This is a genomic window from Arachidicoccus sp., from assembly GCF_050436765.1.
Lineage (GTDB): Bacteria > Bacteroidota > Bacteroidia > Chitinophagales > Chitinophagaceae > Arachidicoccus.
This window is the reverse complement of record NZ_JBNQGD010000416.1, coordinates 13,546-35,631: the sequence shown is the minus strand read 5'-3', so window position 1 is coordinate 35,631 and position 22,086 is coordinate 13,546. Positions and strand designations below refer to the sequence as shown.

Genomic DNA, 22,086 nt, shown 5'->3' with positions numbered 1-22,086 from the left:
CTGTACTTACTTACTAAAATAAAACCAGAATTGAACCATTGCTAAGTCAAGGATTTATCTTCTTCTAGGATATTAATAATTTTTGTAAATAATTTACATTTTTGTAAATTATTTGTATCTTTATGAAAATTTAAAAGATGATGGATGTATATACAAAATGCAATCACCTCAGAAAAGTCGGAGGTTGTTATTGTTCCAATGACAAATCTTGATTTCAAAGCCCTTCAGAAGAATAGAAATTTGTTTAATAAATTTAGTTGGGATGACTATAGGGGTAATGAAGTCTACAAATTGACGCTAAAAAATGATGATCAAATTTTAGGGTTAATGTGTTTGTTGGATCATAAAGATGATACAGTCAACGCTATAGAAATTAAATTATTAGAGGTAAGTGAGGAGAATATTGGCTCAAAAAGAAAGTTTGAAAATATAGGAGGTTGCTTAATCGCTTTTGCATGCAGAGAATCTTTTAAACGTGGACATGATGGCGTAGTCTTCCTTATACCCAAAACTCAACTTATTGACCATTATTCTTCAAAGTATGGCTTCCTGCATGTCGGCTTAAAAACTATACATCGGCCAGAGGGCTTTATGACTGTCTATGGTGATGACTCGAGAAAATTAATAAATAAATATTTGGAGTAATTTAATAGGAGAGTAGAGTAGTTATTTTAAAATCAAACAAAAGAGTCTAGTATGAAATCGTATAAAGCAATTGAAAAAAAGCATACTCCTGAAGAAATGGCAGAGGCGCTTGTTTTTACAAGCACAGAAAGCGAGAATGAAAGAGGTGCTTTTATGTCTGAATTTCGGATCTTTAGAAAGGTTCTATCGGAAAATCAGACCGAAAAAAATAGAAGAATATCGCGTCTGCTTCAATTAAAGTATTTAATTGAAGATTATATAAATTCACGGTCTTTAACTAAGGATTATTTTTTTGGTTTTTTTCTGAAGGAGTATATCAGTAGTTTGGAAATGAAAAATAAAGAGTTTGCATCTGTAATAGATATTGATCCTACTGAATTAAGCCAGATTATTAATAAACACAGAAACCCCACTGATAAAATTATATACAGGTTAGAAATACATTCAAACAATAACTTTCCAGCTACCATGTGGTTTCGGCTTTTGGAAAAGGATAGGGAATTTTTATTATTACATAATGCTAAAATAATCGAAAGGGAGAAAGCGCACGTAAAGCAAAAACTAAATTTTTCCTTTTGACATGGTGGTTTTTTTTGAAAATGACAATATTCCGAAATCGGTTAGATTAAATACCTAGATAATAAGTCCGGGTATTTTTTTTGCCCATACATTCAAAAAATCAGACTTTGATCCCGCCAGCCATACTACTTGATTTACTCTTATGCAAGTTTTTATAAACTCATTTTCAGAGGCTCCCGCCCTAGGGTTGCTTTGCCCTCCTTTAGTGGATAAATTTGGCTTATTCGGCAGGTTCTGGGAGCTGAAAGGGTAAGTTGATTGCTGATGTTTCATTTACTTTTAGTGCAGCTGTGTATATTCCGAACCTTTCAAGTTGACCATGTATTCCAAAGCATGTTGACCAGGTAAAAATGTGATAATTCTATAGACAAAATAAATTATTTTGACTCTTCGCTCATTATCATTTAGATATTTTTTGTTTTGAGGACCTGTCTCCCTTCATACTATTTAACCAGATTAAAAATTTGATTGTAATTTGTTTCCACAAGGAATTATATTTGATGGGCAAACATTAGCGTTTAGAAGACCTGTGTTTACTAGTATATTTATCAAATGCCCTAGATAAAATGAATGAAAACGACATAAAACGTATTTCAAGACTGACGGCAATTTTAATGCAATTGCAAACCAAAAGGTTGATTACGGCCCCCTTCCTTGCTGAAAAATTCGATGTAAGTGTTCGCACAATTTACCGGGATGTGAAGGCATTGGAGCAGGCGGGTATTCCCATTTGGACAGAAGAGGGCAAGGGTTATAGCCTAATGGAAGGTTACAGAATTCCACCAATAATGTTTACAGAAAAAGAGGCAAATGCCTTAATTACAGTGGAGCAATTGGTGCAGAAAAACAAGGATAGCTCCCTTATAAAAGAATATACCGAAGCTGTCAATAAAGTAAAAGCAGTTTTGTTGTATTCTACAAAGGAAAAGGTGGAACTTTTGTCCAAAAGAATTGCAGTTAGTCCGGTAGCCCTTCAGACAAATGCGAGCAGTTCATTAGCTCTTATTCAAACTGCATTAACGGACTTTAAAGTATTGAATATAACCTATCACTCCGGCCTCAAAAAGGAGAAAACGGAACGAAAAATAGAGCCGTTTGCATTGTATTACAACTTACAGGAAAGTTGGACACTTATTGCCTATTGCAGGCTTAGAAAGGATTACAGGATGTTTCGTTTGGACCGCATAACAGATATTCAGCCTCTGGCGTTAAAATTTAAGCCCCACAAAATCACGCTTCAAAAATTTTTAGCTGACAAAGAGAAAAACTTTAATACCCCTGACATGCCCTTGTCATAGTGCCTATTTAGTTTTGCGAATTAACTGAAAAATTTAAAAATGAATTTAGTATCCATTCGCATTATTACAGACAACATTGATGGTTTAGTAAAGTTTTATGAGCAAGTAGCCGGAATGAAAATAGTACAATATACACCGGACTTTGCTGAACTAAAGACCCGAACCGCAACGCTAGCCATTGGTAGCACCAAAACCTTGTCTTTTTTTGGGGGACGGGACGTTGCCCAAGCTGCTCAAAATCGTTCCGTCATCATAGAATTCAGAGTTGATGATATAGATAATGATTATGAAAGATTGGCGAGCCATCTACAAAACCACGTAATACAAAAGCCGACAACGATGCCATGGGGTAACAGATCTCTATTACTTCGTGATCCGGACGGTAACCTGATCAACTTATTTACACCCGTTACGCCAGAAGCGATAAGGAAGTTTGATGGTAATTAATGATGTTTACCTGTATTGAGCACAAATGAAATAATAACCCAATTATTTAGTCCTTAGCCGGCTAAATGCTATTGTGCATAATATGGAAACAGATTATTTCTATATATGCTGTCTTTGTATCCGACAAAATAATTGCAGAAAAATTTGCGTAGTCAAATAACTACGCTTATATTTGTAGTCAAATGACTACACAATGAATTTAAGGCGTGATGTATTTCAAGCAATAGCAGATCCGACAAGAAGAGCGATCCTTCTGTTGGTTGCCACGCAAGCAATGACAGCAGGAGCAATCGCTTCCAACTTTGACTCGGCGAGGCCAACGATTTCGAAACATTTACAAATACTCACTGAATGTGCACTACTTAAACAAGAGCAGAACGGACGAGAAATTTACTATCAAATCAATGCGAACAAAATGCAAGAAGTAGCCGCTTTTATTGAACCGTTCCGTCAAATGTGGGATGATCGGTTTAATAAATTGGAAGCTGTAATGAAAAACTATAAATCAAAAAAATAAATTGCAATGGAGCTAAAAACGAAAATCGATGCCAAAGATGGCACACAAGAGCTGTTAATAACCAGGGAATTTGATTTGCCTGTAGAGCTACTATTCAAAGCCTACACAGAACCGGAATTAATTGAACAGTGGATGGGTACCAAGGTGCTAAAAATGGAAAATAAAAAATTCGGTAGTTACCAGTTTGAAACCGTACAGAATGGCCATGTAGTCTTTAGCGCAAGTGGAACCATTCACAGGTTTATTGCTAATCAAAAAATCATCAGGACATTTGAAATGGAGAATATGCCTCTGGGCGTCCAGCTCGAATTCTTAGAATTTAAGAGCCTTACCGACAATACGAGTAAACTAAGTATCCAGGTTATTTATCAATCTGTGGCACATAGAGAACAGCAACTAAAAATGCCCTTTGCACAAGGTTTAAATTATGCACACAACCGCTTACAAGAAATCATTCACACACTAAAATAATCCTCAATGACAAAGCGAAATAAAATCATCTATTGGATTGCTACCATCTGGCTTGCCCTTGGAATGGTCGTCACTGGAATGGGCCAAATAGTCAAGATGAAGCAAGGGGCAGGTGGAGAAGAATACATCCGGCATTTAGGATACCCTATTTATTTGATGACTATATTGGGCGTCTGGAAGATATTGGGTGTGGTAGCCGTACTTGTTCCCAAATATCCTTTGATAAAGGAATGGGCTTATGCAGGTTTTTTCTTTCTCATGTCTGGTGCCATTATTTCTCATCTGATAGTGGGGGATCTAAAAGAAATTTTTGGCTCTGCCTTACTACTTATTCTGACGTTGCTGTCATGGTATTACAGACCTGCGGATAGAAAAATAAATTTAGGCGTTCAATAAAGGATATCTATACACCCTTAGAAAGACTAAAGAAGATCGTTATTAAACTGATTTCTAAAAAAGTAGAGCTTCTAATAATGACACAATATGGGCCTCTTTAATGGAGGCTATTTTTTTGGCTAGTGGTTGTGATGGTTGAAAAATTGTATGTGACTTTTCATTACTTTAATTGGTATATTTGATACGGAATTAAAAATTTGTCCCCCTTTTTATCTGTCATTGCTAAGGTATTAGTAGCTATTAGCAAAACAATGCATAGCTGAAAATGCAAGCATGTGGATGAGAAATAATTTCTTAATGATGAAACATACAAAATACCGCATTGGCAAATGGCTGCCGTCTGACAGAGATTTTTTAAACACCTGGATTACGAGAAAAATTGAAAAGGCAAAAGCTGCGAAACTCCCCTTTAGCCCGGCCGTTAAGGAACTCGCGGCTGCCATTTATGCTGACCCTATTTTATACATGAGTTTTACAAGCATGTATGACGAAATTCCACAGGGCTATAATGAGCCGGTAAAAAATTTCGAAACAATGCTACTATTAATCAACCAGATTTTAAATGAGGCACCTTGTTACAGCGTCATAGAGGATCAAATAGGCTTGGTGGGATTTCCCATTAATGCCATTGTGGACTGGGCAATGGGAACAAGCGGTGGCTTTTTGACTTTTACCCATCCTGTTGTCAATCAAAAATTATATGCTATTCTAACAGAGTGGAAGTATTTTTTAATGAGTGGCGCTTCTCAATATGTTTTGTCAAATGGTCCCATCATTCAACCTCAGCCGGATTACACGAATCCTGTTGGTTGGCTTTCTCCGGAAGCACTGGAAGCAATCGCTGCGATGGATCCATTGCGGGGACAAGGAAATGATCCTTCTGATGCTACAGCCAATTTTATATACAATTATCAATGTAGCCCTCAACTGCCGTATTTTGGATATGGGACCTGGGATGCATTTTTTACCCGGGAATTTAATCCGGGTGTTAGAGAAGTAAGCGTCGAAGACGCGGCACCAGAAGTCATTGTCAATGCCTGTGAATCGGCCCCATACAATTGTGTTACCGACGCCAAGATGAAAGATAAATTTTGGATGAAAGGACAACCCTATTCTTTGCTGGATATTATGGACAATCATCCTCAGGCTGCTGCGTTTGGAGATGGCAGCACGGTATATCAAGCGTTCTTATGCGCTAAAACTTATCATAGATGGAATAGCCCGGTGGACGGACAGGTTATCGCGATACAAAACGTACCGGGAACCTATTATGCGGAAGCACCAATCGAAGGGTATGACCCATCGGGGCCTAATGATTCGCAGGGATATATTGCGGAGATCGCAGCACGGGCATTAATCTTTATCCAATCGACCAATGAAAAAATAGGCCTGATGTGTTTTGTGGCAATTGGTATGGCAGAAGTTTCCAGTTGCGAAATTACGGTTGCAGTAGGTCAGACAGTTAGGAAAGGTGATCCAATAGGCACCTTCCATTTCGGAGGATCCACACATTGTTTGATCTTCAGACCAGGCGTAAATATAGAATTTGATTTTCATGGACAAACACCTAGTTTATTCACTTCCAATATTCCTTTAAAGGCTCGAATTGGTGTGGTCCGCTAAAGCAATACTTACGATGGATTCTTTTTCGCTGTGCCTAATGAATATGATAGGACCCATCCATGTCTGGGAAGATTTTTGCACGGGTAACTGTTTTCTGGCATGGTTGAGATATAACTAATAGTTCGCCGTAAATTAAAATGATGAGTGTGGATATAGAAAAACCGGAATTTTGGGAAACTAACTTTCAGCAGAAGCAGGAAATGTGGGGGCTTGAACCAGCGAAATCCGCTATGGTAGCAAAAGATTTTTTTGTTGAGAAATCGATAAAAAATATACTTATTCCCGGCATTGGTTATGGTCGCAATGCGCAAATTTTTAGAGACAGTGGGATAGACGTAACCGGAATTGAAATATCAAAAACGGCCATCGAACTGGCGAGAAAACATTACGGTTCAGCAATGATTATTTATCAGGGTTCTGTAACCGATATGCCGTTCGACAATTGCCAATATGATGGTATATTTTGCTATGCCTTGATTCATTTATTGGACAATGAACAAAGGCTTAAGCTTCTGCGTGATTGCTATAACCAATTATCGGATAATGGTTATATGATTTTTGTCGCTATTTCTAAAAAAGCCTACACTTTTGGTCGTGGAAGATTGATTAGTCAGGATCGATATGAGCCATTTGAGGGTGTACGAATGTTTTTTTATGACAAAGACTCCATTCAAAAGGAGTTTGGATGTGTTGGTTTATTTGAAATCACAGAGGTTGAAGAACAATACCCCTTCTTTATAATTAAATGCAAAAAAGAGGATCCTTCTAATGGGCATGTAAACAGTGATAAAGCGCCAAGATGATAACTTTTGAATTCACTGCAAATTCGGACTTTAATTTTCTGGAAGACTTTGGGCGGAAGTTTAAGGTACCCGTTATAGATAACCGGTTAACCATCCCTGCATCACTTGGCGTGGGGAGTATTCGCAAAGTTGATTTTGATGAGAACTTCCGATTACTTATTCATCGTTATAAGTTCAAGCAGGCCTTTGTCTATAAACGATATGCGCCCGCCAATAGACATGACAATATTGCTATTTTCTTTTACAATTCAGAAACTCCCATAAATTTATTAGCTGATAAGCAATTGGCCTATAACAACGATTCGTCTATTGAAATTGGCTCAAGTGATTTAAATTCAGAAATTCGGGTGCCTGCCAATACAGAAGTATATTTTACTGTAGTGGGCATAAAATCAACTATCCTTTCGGACTTGCTGCGGATAACAAAGCCTAATTCCATTGTGAAAACTATCCTTGAAAACAAGGCCACTTTTATTTTCCAGGAATCAATGAGCCCGGAAGTGAAAAAGCTTCTTAATCAACTATCTGAAATTAACGATCAAACCCAATTAGACAACTTTTATTACAGGATAAAAGTGGAAGAGCTCTTATACTTATTATTCACTAAGTTATTGAATCGGGAGGCTAAAAAACATAGCCTTATCAACAAAACAGACATAGAAAGTCTATTCGCTATCCAAGCAGCTATTTTGGCGGATTTAGGGCTACCCCCACAACTCCAAGCCCTTGCTAAGATGGCAAATATGAGCGAGACGAAGATGAAGCTGTTATTCAAACAAGTTTTTGGTGACACTATCTATAACTATTATCAAAAATTCAGAATGGAAGAAGCTGCTTTCCTCTTAAAGCATGGTGGGAAAACGGTATCGGAAGTTGGCTACCAATTGGGTTTTTCCAACCTAAGCCACTTCAGTAAACTTTTTCAAAAGCATTACGGCACTACGCCTAAAAAATATAGTTCTGTCGCATAGAGCTATTTTTTAGACATCCGCGGTTATTTAGTTCACAAATGTCGCTTCATCTTTGCAGTATTGATTTAAACATTTAATACAAAAAAGATGGACAAGCTTCTTACAGCATTTCAAAAAAATGGTTTTAACTTAAAAAACCATATTGTAATGGCTCCTATGACACGTAGCAGAGCTATCGGTAATATTCCTAATGATTTAATGGCGACCTACTACGGGCAGCGTAGTGGAGCTGGCTTGATAATTACTGAAGGCACGGCACCAAGCCCTGAAGCATTAGGTTATCCCCGCATTCCAGGTGTATATAGTGAGGCGCAGATAGACGGTTGGAAAAAAATTACAGCGGCTGTTCATAAAGGAAACAGCAAAATATTTTTGCAGCTCATGCACACCGGCCGCATTGGACATTATGATAATTTACCGCCGCAAGTAGAGTTGGTCGGTGTTTCTGCTATAAAAGCAATGGGACAAATCCATACTGATTCCGTTGGTGCACAAGACCATTCAGAACCAACGGCACTAACAACGGAAGGTGTAAAAGCAGTGATTGAAAAATATGTAGTTGCTGCAATAAATGCTATGCACGCAGGTTTTGATGGCGTTGAATTACATGGTGCAAACGGATATTTATTAGAACAGTTTTTGAACCCTAATATTAACAACCGCACGGATGCTTATGGAGGTAACATGCAAAACAGAGCCAGATTAATCATTGAAGTTGTGGAAAAAGTTGCCGCAGCTATTGGTAAAGATAAAGTTGGTATTCGTTTTTCTCCTTTCTCCACCTTAGGTGATTTGCAGCCGTATGATGAAGCGGATGTCCACGAAACATATCAATATTTGGCTACGCAAATGAATAAAATAGGCATTCAGTATATTCATATTTCCGCCAATCCAAATATTCCCCAGAAAACCTTTGACAGCATTCGTTCCCATTTTTCAAATACCATTATTTTATCCAACGGGCTTACGCCAGAGACAGCTGAAGCTGCCTTAAATAAAGGCTTTGCAGACGTCGTCGCATTTGGTAGGAGTTTTTTGGCGACGCCTGATTTTGTGGCACGAATTGAAAAAGGAGCCGCTTTAAATCCAGTGGATTTCACAACACTCTATACAGCAGACGCAAAAGGTTATACTGATTATCCGACTTTATAATAAACTAAAATAAAAAAAAATAAAATGAAAATTTCCGTATTTGGAACCGCAGCGGTAGGGCAAACATTGGCTGCTAAGTTGGTAAGCCTTGGGCACACCGTAAAAATGGGAACAAGAAATGTTGAAAAGACTTTGGCAAAGACAGGCACTCAAAATAGGAGTGAGACGCCTTGTGTCGCTGATTATTTAAAAGCGAATCCCTCTATCACCTTAGGCACTTATTTGGATGCAGCCAAGGATGCAGAACTGATTTTATTGTGTACAAATGGTTTGGGCTCTTTGGAAGCATTGCAACTGGCAGCAGATGAACTAGATGGGAAAATAGTCCTGGATATAAGCAACGCAACAGATTCTACCAAGGGGTTTCCGCCACCTTTATTTATAAGTAATACGAGTTCACTCGCAGAAACTTTACAAAATGCATTCCCAAAAACATTCATTGTGAAGTCGTTAAATACGATGTTCAACGGTGTAATGATTAACCCCAGAATGTTAAGTGAAGATAGTACGGTATTTATAAGTGGAAATAATGCTATCGCAAAGCAAACTGTCAAGACAATTTTGCATCAGTTTGGCTGGAAAGAAAATGAGATATTTGACTTGGGTGATATCTCCTCTGCAAGAGGAGTAGAAAGTTTATTGCTTGCGTGGTTTAGTATTATGGGGACGTTAAAGACAAATGCATTTAATTTTAAAATTGTGCAGTAAAATAAAGATCACCAAAATGCTGGGGAGCATTGAACACTATATTTACACCACTAAAGATTGGAAGTTTTGCGTCTGAGCCAACAGATGATCAAAAAGGTTGTTTTATCCAAATCTCAAAATGGGAGTAATGTGGACAAATATTTTATTTTTGCTATGAGTATCAAAGAAAGGAACTTTCGATGACAGGGGTGATATCGCTTTAATTAAGCTAGTGATTGGATGAATGTATATAATTTCCATGTCTAGTGGTAGCAGAAAGTAGAATTAATATTGCACGGGTAAACTCGCATTGTAGACATGACCGTCAAATGTGACAGCGAAGGCACTTATTATAAGTGGCATTGACGACTACTTTTTCGGCACTCAGGGAACCCTTATATGGAATGATAACTTGGATGATATAACAATTATTTGATATGCAAATGAAATTAATAGCTATAGAAGAGCATTTTCTTACTAATGAAATTAGAAATGCCTGGAAGGATTCCGTGGAAGATGATCCCACACTAAATCTTCATTTAGGGGAAGTTGAAAATCGATTAGAAGATATGGGAACAAATCGCCTTAGTCTTATGGATGAAGCGGATATTGATGTACAAGTGCTTTCTTTAACAAGCCCGGGTCTTCATACGCTTGGAAGCAATAGTATTCATCTTGCACGGCAAACCAATGATCTTATTGGTTCCGTTGTCAAAAGCAATCCCGAAAGATTCCAGGGCATGGCGGCACTTCCTACACCGGCACCCAAAGAAGTTGCGGGAGAATTGGAACGTTCCGTAAGACAACTTGGATTAAAAGGCGCGATGTTATGCGGAAGAACAGGGGAGAAGAATCTGGATCATAAGGATTTTTGGTCATTATTTGAATGTGCGGAAGCACTGAAAGTGCCGCTATTTATTCATCCTCAGATCCCCCAAAAAGCTGTAAGAGACGTTTATTATTCAGGCTTTGGTGATTGGGTTGATCTTGCACTTTCTACTTTTGGCCTGGGCTGGCATTATGAAGCAGGAATACAATTTGTTCGCTTGGTACTCGCTAAGGTTTTTGACCGTTTTCCGAACCTCCAGATTATCCTTGGGCACTGGGGCGAAGTGATCCTCTTTTATTTAGAACGATTGGCATCCCTGGATAGGGTTGCAAAACTAGATAGACCCTTTATTGATTATATACGTCAAAACCTCTATGTGACCGCCAGTGGGATGTTCAGTAATACATATCTACAGCGCTCTGTTGAAATTATTGGGACCGATCGAATCCTTTTCTCGGCAGATTATCCATATCAATATCGCCCGGGTAGAGATGCAAGAAAATTTTTGGAACAAATACCATTAACCGAGCAAGAGAAAGAGAAATTTGCTTATAGAAATTGGGCGAGACTGGTAGGTGAGGTGCAATAACTCAGATAATCGGGTGCGCTAAAACTTCTCAAAAAAGTTGAGGAAATTAACCATTTCTTATCAACTTAAACTAACTAATGTTTTACTTTTGCTATCACTGAATTGAAACTTCAAAAGACTGGGATGATAATGATGTAACCTACATTGTCATCCCAGCACTAATTTATACCATACGATGCCGTTGAGAAGTTTCGCAAAGGATGGGGAATGTCAATCGCATTCCTTGAAAATTTCGCTTTCTGACAGAGAAAACTTTAGAATTATTAAGGTGCTTACTTCCTATACTGCTCAGTTTTACAATTAATTGTTCGTAGGACGTGGTTTTGTACAGATAGCCGTTGCCAACGTTGCTGAAAATTTTCATCCTCAAAAATTATATACTCCGATAAAATTATTTTGTATCCTTTCTACTTCTCGTTTACTCTAATGATTATAACAACATAAAACTAAAAAAATGGAAAGTAGAAAAGAGATTCAGCTATTAAGTCCCGTATTCAACCTGTTGAAATACACCTTCGTCATTGTTCCTATTGTGGCTGGGCTGGACAAATTTACAAACATACTCACCAACTGGGCGCATTACCTTAGTCCTTCAATAATTAATATTCTGCCAGTTTCGGCCTCTGCCTTTATGATGATAGTTGGCATTATTGAAATCATTGCAGGGCTCATCGTATGGAAAAAACCGGCGATTGGCGGCTATATTGTTGCTGCATGGCTCACTATAATTGCATTAACTTTATTAGCAAGTTTCAGCTATGTTGATGTAGCTGTCCGTGATCTTGTAATGGCTATCTCAGCTTTTGCAATGGCCAGGATTTCTAAAATTGTTTTACCAAAATTGTATTGATTTAGTATGGACTCATTTGAAAAGTTTACGGAATCTGAAATTATTACGCGTGTTTTGGCGGGGGAAAAAGCGCTCTATGAAATTATTGTCAGACGCTTTAACCCCTATTTATACAAGATAGGAAGATCCTACAATTATAAGCACGAAGACACGCAAGATTTAATGCAGGAAACATTTGTGGATGCGTATAAAAACCTGTCGCAGTTTGAAGGCCGCTCAAATTTTAAAACTTGGATCATTCGCATAATGATGAATAACTGTTACAGAAAGAGCCAAAAGTCAAGTTTTAAGAATGAAATCATACAAGACATAAAAGATAATTCAACGCCAATGTTCGCCAACTCGAATAACGATACCGATAAAATTATTCATAATCGAGAACTCGCAGGCATTATTGAAGATGCCCTCTGCCATATTCCTTTAGACTATTGGATGGTATTTTCATTACGTGAGATAAGTGGGTTAAATATAGCAGAAACGGCCCATCTGTTGAACATCAGTGAAGCTAATGTAAAAGTGAGATTAAACAGGGCAAAAACGATGTTAAGAGCGGCAATAGAAAAGACCTATGCTGCCAACGATCTGTTTGAATTTAATTTAATCTATTGCGATGCAATGGTAGAGGGTGTAATGAAAAGAATAAATGAAATCTAAAATTTATAATGCAAGAAACGCTAAATATCCATCTTAAGAAAACCACTGTAGATACACAAATTCTCAAGAATGCTTTTGAATTGAGTGATGATGAAAAGATATCCAAAATTGAATACCACTTTGCTGAAATAATGCATACACTTGGACTCGACCTCAGTGATGACAGTTTAAGGGGAACACCCAAAAGGGTGGCTAAAATGTTTGTAAAAGAATTGTTCAGTGGATTAAATCCTTATAACAAACCGACAATAAGCCTTTTCGATAATAAATACGGCTACAAAAATATGCTGATTGAAAAAGACATCACACTGTATTCCAATTGTGAGCATCATTTTGTGCCGATTATTGGCAAAGTACATGTTGGCTATATTCCCAATAAGCAAGTTATAGGATTGTCTAAGATTAATCGTTTGGTACAGTATTATGCTAAACGCCCTCAGGTACAAGAGCGTCTCACGGTTCAAATTTCAGAAGCATTAAAGGAAATTTTGCAGCATAATGACGTAGCTGTCATAATAGAAGCGGACCATTTATGTGTGGCTTCGAGGGGTATCAAAGACACCAATAGCTTCACTGTTACGGCAAATTATTCAGGACAGTTTGAAAATGAAGCGACCAAGCAAGAATTCTTATCACAGATTTATAATAAAAAATAACCATACAATGAAACAAGCAGTTAAAATAATATCCAAAAAATATCTTACTCATGACGTGCTCAGAATAATGACGGAAAAGCCGGTGGGGTTGGCTTTTGAGGCTGGTCAAGCAGTTGATATTTCTATTAATAAAAAAGGGTTAGAAGAGGAATTAAGATCCTTTACATTTACCTCCTTGCCAGAAGATGACTATTTAGAATTCACCATTAAAACTTATCCTTCGCATGGTGGTATAACACAACAATTACTATCACTTGCTGAAGGGGACGAATTATTTGTTCATGATGTTTACGGCGATATTATTTACAAGGGCGAAGGCATTTTTATCGCTGGGGGGGCAGGTGTAACACCCTTTATTGCCATCTTAAAACAACTTGAGAAACAAAATGAAGTCGGCGCCAACAAACTGATATTTGCTAACAAGACGAAGGCGGACATTATACTTGAGGAGCATTTCCATAAGCTCTTAGGTAAAAATTTCATCAACATACTTTCTAGCCAGCAATATGATGGTTATCTGCAAGGATATATTTCTGCCGAATTAATTAAAAAGCATATTAACGGTGATGGTCAATATTATTATCTCTGTGGTCCTGAACCGATGATGCAAGCAGTAGAAGGACATTTGACTTCACTGGGGATTGCAGATCAATTTATCGTGAAAGAGGCTTTTTAGCGAAGCTGGGATTCCCAGCAATGAAGGGTAATGTCTAGCCGCTTTAATTACTATTTCCCGATTTATATCCTATTGGAATTAATAAAATAAAATCAAGGTAAACACAAAATTGTTATGTAATCTTTCTTAGAATTGTTTATTTGACTTATAACAGCTTAGAGCCATTTCTTTACATAAGTATATTATATCAATATTTTCGTCTTTGAGCAATTTTATATAATTGGCAGAACAATTTTGGGCTCACTTAGGCTTAAAAGGGATAAATGGTATTGTTAAGGTTCGCATCAATCATATTGGGGAAATTATACAAGTTAGAGAATATTAAAATGAACGGGATAACACCTGATAATACTACTGAAATTGAGGTTCAATTTGATAATGATACAGTGTGCCTTACACAGCAACAAATGGCCGTATTATTAGGCAGAGGCCTGCTATTACCAAACACCTTAATAATGTCTTTAAATCGGAGGAGTTGTCAGAAAAGGTGGTTGGTTCCATTTTGGAACATACCACTCAGTGCGGTGCTATTAAAGGGAAAACGCAGGCGATTAAAGTAAATATTACAGTCTCGATGCAATTATGTCTGTAGGGTATCGCGTAAATTCCCAGCGAGCAATCCAATTCCGTCAATGTGCTACACGACACTTAAAAGATTATTTAGTAAAAGGTTATACTATTAATCAAAAACGTTTAGATGAATTACAGCAAACAGTTCAACTGATAAGTGATGGTGCGGCGGCGGATGAGTTACATATAGCCGAAGCCAAAGGCTTGTAGGAAATCATTCATCAATACACTCAAAGTTGTATTATTGAATCAATACGACAGTAATTTCATTGCAAGCGGCACATTAAGTGAGGTCATCATCATCACATATGAATCGATTATACCGAGGCCCAAAATCGCGATTGCAGAATTGAAAAGGCAATTGACAAAGAAAAAAGAAGCTTCGAGTTTATTTGGCAATGAAAAAGATGACAGTTTTTCTGGCATTTTACCAAGTGTTGTACAAACTTTCGACGGTATTTTTGTACCCAAGTATTGAAGAACGGGCTACGCACTTGGCGTATTTTGCAATTAAAAACCATCCGTTCAGCGATGGCAATAAGCTATCGGTGCATTTTTATTTGTGTGGTTTTTAGAAAAGAACGAACATAGTTTTAAAAAATCAGGAGAAGTAAAAATAAATGACAACGCATTGGTGGCACTTACCTTATTGATAACATAAAGTAATCCTGAAGAAAAGGAGTTGATGATAAAACTTATTATGCAGTTAGTTAACAATCAATAATATTCACTAATGATCAAACGACCCTCTACTTCGGGAACTCGGCGTATTTGTCTACTAAGAATGAGCAGTTGATGGTGGATTGAAAGAATCTGGCGAAACCAAGCAAGTGCCTATCGAAGATATTGGCGTATTCATTCTAGATCATTCACAAATCACAACATATTGTGCTACTGGTGTTAATTGCCAACGGTTGTCAAAGGCTAAAGCTGATTCAATCGGTATATATAAAAATGAGCGTGGCAAAAGACGGCAATATGTTTTTCCAAAAGAATAGTTCTTTACAAATTCATATACAATTGAGTGTCTTTAATTATAAATTCTTAATGCCATATTTCCAAAATATTTATATGGTGATTCGCTTATAATTCGTCTGATATCTCAAGTAGTCAGATAGTATGTCTCTCACCTACTTTAGTGCAAATATTTCCTCATTTTGGTTCTTGAATATTTCAAGAAATATCCTTTTTTCTTCGCTGCAGCCCGGCTAGAAAATCCTTTATTGCCTGTACTACTATAACAATAAATTTATTTATATACTTGATATACAAATATATATAAATTAAATTTAAAGTTTTATGATTTATTTTTTTGCATTGTAATAACTTAGTCGTTAACTTTGATTGTGATTAGTATAGTATAGAATAGAACAGAAGATAAAAATAACATTTGTGTCTGAATTAAATAAAGTTTATGAACAAATCAAGGAACTTGAGAATGTTCAAGGTATATCCAAGCATGAGCAGATAGTGCAGGGAGTCTTAAATGCTATTAAGAATAAGTGTTTAATGAAAGGCGATTTATTGCCTTCAGTAAATGGTTTTATTCAGTCTGTTGGCTTTGCTCGTGAGACTGTTTCGAAAGGTTATAAAGAGTTGATAGATAGAGGGATTATCGAATCTAAAAACAGGGTTGGTTTTTTTGTAGTAAATGATGATGTCAATCAGCAACTGCGTGTAGCATTAGTTTTATTTGCCTTTGATACTTTTCAAGAAAGCTTTTATAAAACTTTTCGCGAAAAGCTCGGAGCAGGTGTTCAAATAGATGTTTTTTTTCATCACAATAATATAGATATTTTCGATAGCATTATAACGAAACTTCGGGGGAAGTACGGAGCATATGTGATTGCACCAATCCCACATGAGCGAACTGCGAAAATTTTAAATATTCTACCGAAGCAGAAGTTCTGTATGATAGATAGATATGAGGCGATTGATGGTGATTATTCCTACGTTGTACAGGAATTTGAGGATGCTTCCTATAGAGTGTTTGAAGCACTTGCAACGGTTATTAAGGGTTATGAAGGTGGAATGGTTTATTATCATCGTCCACATTCAGATACGCCAGTTGAAATATTAAATGCGTTTAAAAAATTTGTCAAAAACTACGATATTAAAAATGAGCTTAAACCGGAATATCTATCAGGAAGTATAGAAAAGGGAAAAGTGTATTACACGATAAATAATACTGAACTATGGTTAATGTTGAAAGATTGCAAGGAAAAAAATTATGAAATAGGAAAGGATGTGGGGATTCTGTCGCATAATGATGACCTCGTAAAGGAGATTATCTGCGACGGTATTACCACTTATTCGACAGATTTTAAATTAATGGCTGAGCGGGCTGCCTCATTTGTTCTTACACAAGAAAAGGTTCAGGAAGTAATCCCAACTAAATTGATTAGAAGAAAATCCTTATAAAGTACTATTATTTACACTATAGGATAACATTGAATAAGACAACAGAAGAACTGAATTCTTCTAAAAAAATAAATTATTAATACGGTTAATAGATTAGATAATAGGTTAACAATATAATTGTAAGACAGATAACCGCCGAAGGAAATCATGAAAAATTTGGTGCAACTGTGCAGCTCTTTTAATTGCTAATAGTGCAATCGTATGTCTACTCATTTCATCTTTATAACCGTCGAAAAATATTTCCCCCAATAAGTGAGGTGTTGTCTCTTATAAAGGCAGCTTAGGTGTAGAAGTTGGGGTAATCCTGCTTGTCAATGATAATTGGCGGGCTCATTAATTGAGGTATGTCCATGGATGCATCTTTGCAAGATGTGTACATGATTTTCTTTTTGTTTAAGAAGCGACTTTACAAAAAATAAAGAATATGCAGAATACACAAGGCTCATGGCAATATGGGAAATAACGATTAAATTTTTTTAGTATTTAAGGTATAGTTATCTCATTTATGCGAAAATAAAGTACCTTATAAATGCTGCTATATTTAGTATGCTGAATGGGATTATCAAACTAGGTGCCGCTGGTATAATGAAAGTAGAGATGTTCGCAAAATTTATAACGATCTTCTAATTAAGGGAGTGTTTTAGAAAACTAAATATTTCAAAGGCTTAGAATATTTTTAAATAATTCGCTAAATTTTTTAAACCCCATTTTCTCGCATTTTTACCATTAAGAGTTATTGTATAGATGGATAGCTATCATCGTAAGCTTTTGAATTATAATGATAAAATAATCCATTAATTATAGGATTATGTCCATTCTGGAATGCTGTCCTTTATTTTAGTTTTGCCAAATACATATTTATTCTTTTGAGGCTTATTAAATAAAACATGGAAAATGATCATTAATAATGTTGGAAAAATACAATCCCGAAAATGGGGTGTTATTAATGGGGAAAATATTTATCTTTTTACAATTACAAATAAAATGGGGTCATTTGTTCAGTTTACTAATTATGGCGCTAGCCTGGTTTCAGCCGTAGTCCCGGATGAGCGAGGAACTTTAAATAATGTAGTGTTGAATTACCCAAACTTAGCCGGTTATCTCAGCGACGAGTATTATTTAGGAGCGACAATCGGAAGATATGCGAATAGAATTGCCGGTGCCTCATTTAAGTTAAACAATAATAGATATTTTATTGATTCCAATGAAAATGGAAATTCCAACCATAGCGGCGTTAGTGGGTTTCATGCAAAAGTCTTTGAGTTTGAAATAGAAGAAAATGCAATTATTTTTTCATTATTGAGTAAAGATGGAGAAGGCGGATTTCCGGGCAATCTTCAATTTCAAGTTATGTATCAATGGAATGACGACAATCAATTATTAATCAGCTACAAAGCCACAACCGATAAAACAACCATTGCAAGTTTTACTAACCATGCCTATTTCAATTTGTCTGGATGTGAGAATATCTTATCTCATAGGCTTGTAGTAAATGCTACAGAAATCATCGAGTTAAATAAGGATTTTATACCTACAGGAAAAATAATTCAGGGGGTGGAGAAGTCTTTCCAAATGGACGAAAATAACAATGAAATAATTTTTGAAGCGGGTGGATTGATGGGCTTAAATGAATGTTTTGTTTTGCATAAAAATAAAATGGAGCCTGCTTGTTTTTTATTGGAATTAACCACGGGAAGAACCCTTGAGGTATACACTTCATATCCGGGATTGATGGTCTATACAAATGATTATTTTGCTGATGAAAAAGTAGCCTATAATGCTAATAATTCCTTTCCGAAGAGTGGCATTGCCTTGGAGTGCCAATATTATCCGGACAGTCCTAATCATATTCATTTCCCTTCCACTATTTTAAAAGAAGAACAAGAATACAGACAGCATATTTTATATAAATTTGGAACAAGCAAAAACCAATCCTAAATGAAGTCTATTCTTTTATCCTTAATTCTTATCATTCTAGTGAAGGGCGTTTTTGCTCAAGAAAATGCACAGAGGGATTTTTCTTTATGGTCTCCCAATAAAATTTTGCATTTGAAAATTACTGTTGGAGAAAAAATATCCTATCAGCTAGACTATAAAACGGAGAAAATTATTGCGCCGTCTTCTATCTCTATGACCTTAAATGAAACAGTGATAGGACGAAACTGTTCTATTATTAAAGTAAAAAGGCAGCAGGTAGATAAAAATATTAAGCCTTTATATGGGCAGTTCTCAAGGCTAAAGGATTATTATAATGAATTAAGAATTGATTTTAAAAACCATTATTCGTTAATTCTTCGTGCCTATAACGAAGGAGTCGCTTATCGATTTGTTACCGCCTTTACCGATAGTGTAAAGGTAATTGATGAGCAGGCCGATTTTAATCTGATTGGACCCCTGAGCGCAGTTGTCGCGCAAACAGACAATTATACAGCCTGGGAATTACCCTACAAAGATTATCATTCTATAAATGATATTCCCGCAAATACGCATGCGATCATTCCAGCTTTATTTACGCATACATCTTCTAAAGTGAATGTAGTCATTGCAGAAGCAGATTTACTGAATTACCCTGGAATGTATTTGCAAAAAGCGGGTAATACCATAAAAGGCATATGGGCAAATTATCCTTCACAAACAGCGATGGGCAGTTGGGGGAATTTCGTCCGTGTCGTTAAGCAGAGAGCTCCGTTTCTTGCTTATACAAAGGGGGCAAGAACTTACCCCTGGCGTGTTATAATGGTCACGGATGATGATAAAAGTTTATTGACCAATGAATTGGTTTATAAACTTTCTACCCCATCAAAGTTGACAAATGTTTCCTGGATAAGGCCTGGCAAGGCGACTTGGGAGTGGTGGCATGATGCGCTATTACCGGGAGCAGATATTCCATCGGGAATGGATAACAGAAATACCACTTTATATAATTACTATGTTGATTTTGCTGCGAAAAATCACTTGGCCTATTTGATGATTGATGCGGGTTGGTCGAATGTTTATGATATACAAAAGCCTAACCCCAAGATCGATATTAAAGCAGTGATTGCACGTGCTAAAAGCAAGCATGTAGACGTTTTTTTATGGTGTGTTGTTTCTTCCTTAATAAATCATTTGGATACTAATTTAGATTATATAAAAAGCTTAGGAGCCGTAGGGCTAAAAATTGATTTTATTGACAGAAATGATCAGATTGCCATCAGTTGGTTTCAAAAAATTGCAGCGGCTGCGGCGAAAAGACATCTGATGATTGATTTTCATGGCTGCAGTGAGCCAACGGGCTTAGAAAGAACTTATCCCAACATCTTAAATTTTGAAGCGGTGCGGGGAGCTGAATGTGATAAATGGGATACGACGGCTAGTCCAAATCATCATCTTGATTTTATCTTCACAAGAATGCTCGCGGGACCATTAGATTATACACCGGGATCTATGCGTAACGAATCCAGAAAGGCCTTTAAACCGATACCGAAAGGATTGCCTTCTGCACAAGGGACACGCTGTCATGAATTAGCGATGTACGTTATTTTTGATCAACCCCTTGCTATGCTTTGTGATGCACCAACCGAGTATATGAAATATCCGGACATAATGAGATACCTTTCAGTAGTACCAACCACCTTTGATGATACGAGAGTTTTAGCGGCCAAGATAGGTAAATATGCCATGATGGCGAAACGAGAAGGTAAAAATTGGTATGTAGGTGCCATGACTAATTGGCAATCGCGTTCTTTGAATTTGAGTTTTTCCTTCCTAAAGCCAGGTGTTTGTTATAAGGCGGAAATATATACCGACGGCGAAAATGCGAATATAGAGGCATCACAATATAATTATAAAGTCGTCAATGTAACTAGTAAAACAAGCATGGTTTTAAACTTGGCAGAGGGAGGTGGGGCGGCAATTTATATTCATCCATAATTAAAACAATCCCATTCGTGAAATTCAACAATAAATACATTCTTCAAATTTCTTTTGTTTCCGCCTTAGGTGGTTACTTATTTGGATTTGATTTTGCTGTTATAGCGGGTGCTTTGCCATTCTTGCAACATCAATTTGTATTAAATGCATACTGGGAAGGTTTTGCCACCGGCTGTCTGGCGCTCGGGGCAATCTTGGGTTGTATCCTTGCCGGCAAGGTTGCAGAAAATTATGGACGTCGGCCCGGTCTAATGTTGTCGGCGGGAATTTTTGCTTTATCTTCTATAGCCATGGCATTTGCACCTACCCGCGATGTATTTATTATTGCAAGATTTTTTGCAGGCGCAGGTGTTGGGATGGCATCAATGATGTCTCCTATGTATATTGCAGAGATTGCGCCGGCACCCATTAGGGGTAGGATGGTTGCGATTAATCAATTGACCATTGTGCTGGGTATTTTGATTACCAATTTGATTAACTATATGCTGCGCGACGCTGGTGTAAACGCATGGCGCTGGATGTTTGGTTTAGGAGTTGTTCCTTCTGGATTATTTTTGTTAGGGGCCTACTTTTTACCTGAAAGCCCTCGTTGGTTGATTGAAAAAAAACAAGAGGATAAAGCGATGGCAATTTTTACAAAGATTGGCAGTGCAGATTATGCAAAAGAGTCTGTTGAAAAGATAAAAAAGTCTTTGATTGGTGTGCAGCGAATAAGTTATAGAGCTGTCTTTAAAAAGGCGGCACTCCCTGCTGTTTTAATTGGTATCGGGTTAGCCGTTTTTCAACAATTTTGTGGCATCAATACAGTATTTAATTATGCACCTAAGATATTCGCCAGTATTGGCGCTTCACAGTCAGATCAGTTATTGCAAACGGTATTTATAGGTGGTGTCAATGTGGTATTTACCGTCGCCGCCATGCTTTTGGTAGATAAAATCGGACGTAAGCCGTTGATGTTATTGGGAGCAGGAGGTCTTACTATTCTATATATTGTTATTGTTCAGCTATTAGGTGCAGGCTCTGCTTCTGTCTCATGGTTTTTGTTAGCCTCTATCGGTGTATATGCAATGTCTTTGGCGCCGGTTACCTGGGTGTTGATTTCTGAGATTTTCCCTAATAACATTCGCAGTGCTGCTATCTCTGTGGCGACGCTATGTTTATGGGCTGCGTATTTTATTTTAGTGTTTACATTCCCAATCCTATTTAAAAAATTACAAGACAATACCTTTTATATCTATGCAATAATATGTGCTATTGGTTTCTTTTTTGTGTTGCTGAAAGTAAAAGAAACAAAAGGCAAAAGCTTGGAAGAATTAGATCAAAATTTAATCAGACATTAA

25 protein-coding genes are annotated in these 22,086 nt (G+C 36.9%); all 25 read left to right on the top strand.

The features are described from left to right. Window positions 1-144: 144 nt before the first annotated feature. The 25 genes from ACQR30_RS17380 (at window position 145) to ACQR30_RS17260 (ending at window position 22,086) form a co-directional block, all read left to right on the top strand. Window positions 145-645 carry a hypothetical protein gene (locus tag ACQR30_RS17380; protein ID WP_429737054.1) on the top strand — a complete coding sequence of 167 codons (501 nt, stop codon included), beginning with the start codon at window positions 145-147 and terminating at the stop codon, window positions 643-645. 51 nt (window positions 646-696) lie between these two features. Then, the gene (locus ACQR30_RS17375) at window positions 697-1,224 is read left to right on the top strand and encodes a hypothetical protein (RefSeq protein WP_429737053.1); all 528 of its coding nucleotides are present in this window, start codon (window positions 697-699) and stop codon (window positions 1,222-1,224) included. A 566-nt stretch (window positions 1,225-1,790) separates the two neighbouring features. Then, window positions 1,791-2,522 (top strand): helix-turn-helix transcriptional regulator, encoded by a 732-nt coding sequence (locus ACQR30_RS17370; protein ID WP_429737052.1) that lies wholly within the window; start codon window positions 1,791-1,793, stop codon window positions 2,520-2,522. A gap of 39 nt (window positions 2,523-2,561) precedes the next feature. Next, a complete protein-coding gene (locus ACQR30_RS17365; protein WP_429737051.1) occupies window positions 2,562-2,969 on the top strand; it encodes a VOC family protein in 408 nt (135 codons plus the stop codon). Window positions 2,970-3,162: 193 nt separating this feature from the next. Further along, complete coding sequence (locus tag ACQR30_RS17360; RefSeq protein ID WP_429737050.1) at window positions 3,163-3,486, top strand: metalloregulator ArsR/SmtB family transcription factor; 324 nt, start codon at window positions 3,163-3,165, stop codon at window positions 3,484-3,486. 6 nt (window positions 3,487-3,492) lie between these two features. Continuing rightward, window positions 3,493-3,957, top strand: coding sequence for an SRPBCC family protein (locus tag ACQR30_RS17355; protein WP_429737049.1), 465 nt, complete (start codon window positions 3,493-3,495; stop codon window positions 3,955-3,957). A gap of 6 nt (window positions 3,958-3,963) precedes the next feature. Then, entirely contained in the window at window positions 3,964-4,353 is a 390-nt protein-coding gene (locus tag ACQR30_RS17350; protein WP_429737048.1) for a DoxX family protein, read from the top strand. A 297-nt stretch (window positions 4,354-4,650) separates the two neighbouring features. Continuing rightward, window positions 4,651-5,976, top strand: coding sequence for a phosphatidylserine decarboxylase family protein (locus ACQR30_RS17345; RefSeq protein ID WP_429737046.1), 1,326 nt, complete (start codon window positions 4,651-4,653; stop codon window positions 5,974-5,976). 140 nt (window positions 5,977-6,116) lie between these two features. After that, window positions 6,117-6,779, top strand: a complete 663-nt coding sequence (locus ACQR30_RS17340) for a class I SAM-dependent methyltransferase (RefSeq protein WP_429737045.1) — start codon at window positions 6,117-6,119, stop codon at window positions 6,777-6,779. After that, window positions 6,776-7,750 carry a helix-turn-helix domain-containing protein gene (locus ACQR30_RS17335; RefSeq protein ID WP_429737044.1) on the top strand — a complete coding sequence of 325 codons (975 nt, stop codon included), beginning with the start codon at window positions 6,776-6,778 and terminating at the stop codon, window positions 7,748-7,750. Before ACQR30_RS17340 ends, ACQR30_RS17335 begins: the two co-directional genes overlap by 4 nt. Window positions 7,751-7,837: 87 nt before the next feature. Continuing rightward, window positions 7,838-8,902, top strand: coding sequence for an alkene reductase (locus ACQR30_RS17330; protein WP_429737043.1), 1,065 nt, complete (start codon window positions 7,838-7,840; stop codon window positions 8,900-8,902). Window positions 8,903-8,926: 24 nt separating this feature from the next. Then, window positions 8,927-9,610, top strand: a complete 684-nt coding sequence (locus tag ACQR30_RS17325; RefSeq protein WP_429737042.1) for an NADPH-dependent F420 reductase — start codon at window positions 8,927-8,929, stop codon at window positions 9,608-9,610. 416 nt (window positions 9,611-10,026) lie between these two features. After that, on the top strand, window positions 10,027-11,007 hold the full coding sequence (locus ACQR30_RS17320; RefSeq protein ID WP_429737041.1) for an amidohydrolase family protein: 981 nt from the start codon (window positions 10,027-10,029) through the stop codon (window positions 11,005-11,007). Between the two features lie 454 nt (window positions 11,008-11,461). Then, complete coding sequence (locus tag ACQR30_RS17315; protein ID WP_429737040.1) at window positions 11,462-11,857, top strand: hypothetical protein; 396 nt, start codon at window positions 11,462-11,464, stop codon at window positions 11,855-11,857. Window positions 11,858-11,863: 6 nt separating this feature from the next. Next, window positions 11,864-12,511, top strand: a complete 648-nt coding sequence (locus tag ACQR30_RS17310) for a sigma-70 family RNA polymerase sigma factor (RefSeq protein ID WP_429737039.1) — start codon at window positions 11,864-11,866, stop codon at window positions 12,509-12,511. Window positions 12,512-12,519: 8 nt separating this feature from the next. Continuing rightward, window positions 12,520-13,167, top strand: coding sequence for a GTP cyclohydrolase I FolE (gene folE, locus ACQR30_RS17305; protein WP_429737038.1), 648 nt, complete (start codon window positions 12,520-12,522; stop codon window positions 13,165-13,167). Window positions 13,168-13,174: 7 nt separating this feature from the next. Next, window positions 13,175-13,843 (top strand): FAD-binding oxidoreductase, encoded by a 669-nt coding sequence (locus ACQR30_RS17300; RefSeq protein WP_429737037.1) that lies wholly within the window; start codon window positions 13,175-13,177, stop codon window positions 13,841-13,843. 388 nt (window positions 13,844-14,231) lie between these two features. Next, window positions 14,232-14,435: a hypothetical protein gene (locus ACQR30_RS17295; protein ID WP_429737036.1), complete on the top strand. Its 204-nt coding sequence runs from the start codon at window positions 14,232-14,234 to the stop codon at window positions 14,433-14,435. Further along, window positions 14,426-14,623 carry a RhuM family protein gene (rhuM, locus tag ACQR30_RS17290; protein WP_429737035.1) on the top strand — a complete coding sequence of 66 codons (198 nt, stop codon included), beginning with the start codon at window positions 14,426-14,428 and terminating at the stop codon, window positions 14,621-14,623. The genes ACQR30_RS17295 and rhuM overlap by 10 nt, the downstream gene beginning before the upstream one ends. A 34-nt stretch (window positions 14,624-14,657) precedes the next feature. Next, window positions 14,658-14,891: a hypothetical protein gene (locus ACQR30_RS17285; RefSeq protein ID WP_429737055.1), complete on the top strand. Its 234-nt coding sequence runs from the start codon at window positions 14,658-14,660 to the stop codon at window positions 14,889-14,891. Then, window positions 14,812-14,988 (top strand): Fic family protein, encoded by a 177-nt coding sequence (locus ACQR30_RS17280; RefSeq protein ID WP_429737034.1) that lies wholly within the window; start codon window positions 14,812-14,814, stop codon window positions 14,986-14,988. Before ACQR30_RS17285 ends, ACQR30_RS17280 begins: the two co-directional genes overlap by 80 nt. An 817-nt stretch (window positions 14,989-15,805) precedes the next feature. Beyond that, window positions 15,806-16,834, top strand: a complete 1,029-nt coding sequence (locus ACQR30_RS17275) for a GntR family transcriptional regulator (RefSeq protein WP_429737033.1) — start codon at window positions 15,806-15,808, stop codon at window positions 16,832-16,834. 894 nt (window positions 16,835-17,728) lie between these two features. Next, window positions 17,729-18,772: an aldose epimerase family protein gene (locus ACQR30_RS17270; RefSeq protein WP_429737032.1), complete on the top strand. Its 1,044-nt coding sequence runs from the start codon at window positions 17,729-17,731 to the stop codon at window positions 18,770-18,772. Beyond that, the gene (locus ACQR30_RS17265) at window positions 18,773-20,746 is read left to right on the top strand and encodes a glycoside hydrolase family 97 protein (protein WP_429737031.1); all 1,974 of its coding nucleotides are present in this window, start codon (window positions 18,773-18,775) and stop codon (window positions 20,744-20,746) included. Window positions 20,747-20,763: 17 nt separating this feature from the next. Further along, window positions 20,764-22,086: a sugar porter family MFS transporter gene (locus ACQR30_RS17260; RefSeq protein ID WP_429737030.1), complete on the top strand. Its 1,323-nt coding sequence runs from the start codon at window positions 20,764-20,766 to the stop codon at window positions 22,084-22,086.

Bases quoted from the DNA above. Each gene is read 5' to 3' on its own strand.
- ACQR30_RS17335 (WP_429737044.1), top strand. From the start codon at position 6,776: ATGATAACTTTTGAATTCACTGCAAATTCGGACTTTAATTTTCTGGAA.
- ACQR30_RS17365 (WP_429737051.1), top strand. From the start codon at position 2,562: ATGAATTTAGTATCCATTCGCATTATTACAGACAACATTGATGGTTTA.
- ACQR30_RS17375 (WP_429737053.1), top strand. From the start codon at position 697: ATGAAATCGTATAAAGCAATTGAAAAAAAGCATACTCCTGAAGAAATG.
- folE (WP_429737038.1), top strand. From the start codon at position 12,520: ATGCAAGAAACGCTAAATATCCATCTTAAGAAAACCACTGTAGATACA.
- ACQR30_RS17325 (WP_429737042.1), top strand. From the start codon at position 8,927: ATGAAAATTTCCGTATTTGGAACCGCAGCGGTAGGGCAAACATTGGCT.
- ACQR30_RS17370 (WP_429737052.1), top strand. From the start codon at position 1,791: ATGAATGAAAACGACATAAAACGTATTTCAAGACTGACGGCAATTTTA.
- ACQR30_RS17270 (WP_429737032.1), top strand. From the start codon at position 17,729: ATGATCATTAATAATGTTGGAAAAATACAATCCCGAAAATGGGGTGTT.
- ACQR30_RS17320 (WP_429737041.1), top strand. From the start codon at position 10,027: ATGCAAATGAAATTAATAGCTATAGAAGAGCATTTTCTTACTAATGAA.
- ACQR30_RS17280 (WP_429737034.1), top strand. From the start codon at position 14,812: ATGAAAAAGATGACAGTTTTTCTGGCATTTTACCAAGTGTTGTACAAA.
- ACQR30_RS17340 (WP_429737045.1), top strand. From the start codon at position 6,117: ATGAGTGTGGATATAGAAAAACCGGAATTTTGGGAAACTAACTTTCAG.
- ACQR30_RS17360 (WP_429737050.1), top strand. From the start codon at position 3,163: ATGAATTTAAGGCGTGATGTATTTCAAGCAATAGCAGATCCGACAAGA.
- ACQR30_RS17330 (WP_429737043.1), top strand. From the start codon at position 7,838: ATGGACAAGCTTCTTACAGCATTTCAAAAAAATGGTTTTAACTTAAAA.
- ACQR30_RS17310 (WP_429737039.1), top strand. From the start codon at position 11,864: ATGGACTCATTTGAAAAGTTTACGGAATCTGAAATTATTACGCGTGTT.
- ACQR30_RS17300 (WP_429737037.1), top strand. From the start codon at position 13,175: ATGAAACAAGCAGTTAAAATAATATCCAAAAAATATCTTACTCATGAC.
- ACQR30_RS17380 (WP_429737054.1), top strand. From the start codon at position 145: ATGTATATACAAAATGCAATCACCTCAGAAAAGTCGGAGGTTGTTATT.
- ACQR30_RS17350 (WP_429737048.1), top strand. From the start codon at position 3,964: ATGACAAAGCGAAATAAAATCATCTATTGGATTGCTACCATCTGGCTT.
- ACQR30_RS17355 (WP_429737049.1), top strand. From the start codon at position 3,493: ATGGAGCTAAAAACGAAAATCGATGCCAAAGATGGCACACAAGAGCTG.
- ACQR30_RS17345 (WP_429737046.1), top strand. From the start codon at position 4,651: ATGATGAAACATACAAAATACCGCATTGGCAAATGGCTGCCGTCTGAC.
- ACQR30_RS17265 (WP_429737031.1), top strand. From the start codon at position 18,773: ATGAAGTCTATTCTTTTATCCTTAATTCTTATCATTCTAGTGAAGGGC.
- ACQR30_RS17315 (WP_429737040.1), top strand. From the start codon at position 11,462: ATGGAAAGTAGAAAAGAGATTCAGCTATTAAGTCCCGTATTCAACCTG.
- rhuM (WP_429737035.1), top strand. From the start codon at position 14,426: ATGTCTGTAGGGTATCGCGTAAATTCCCAGCGAGCAATCCAATTCCGT.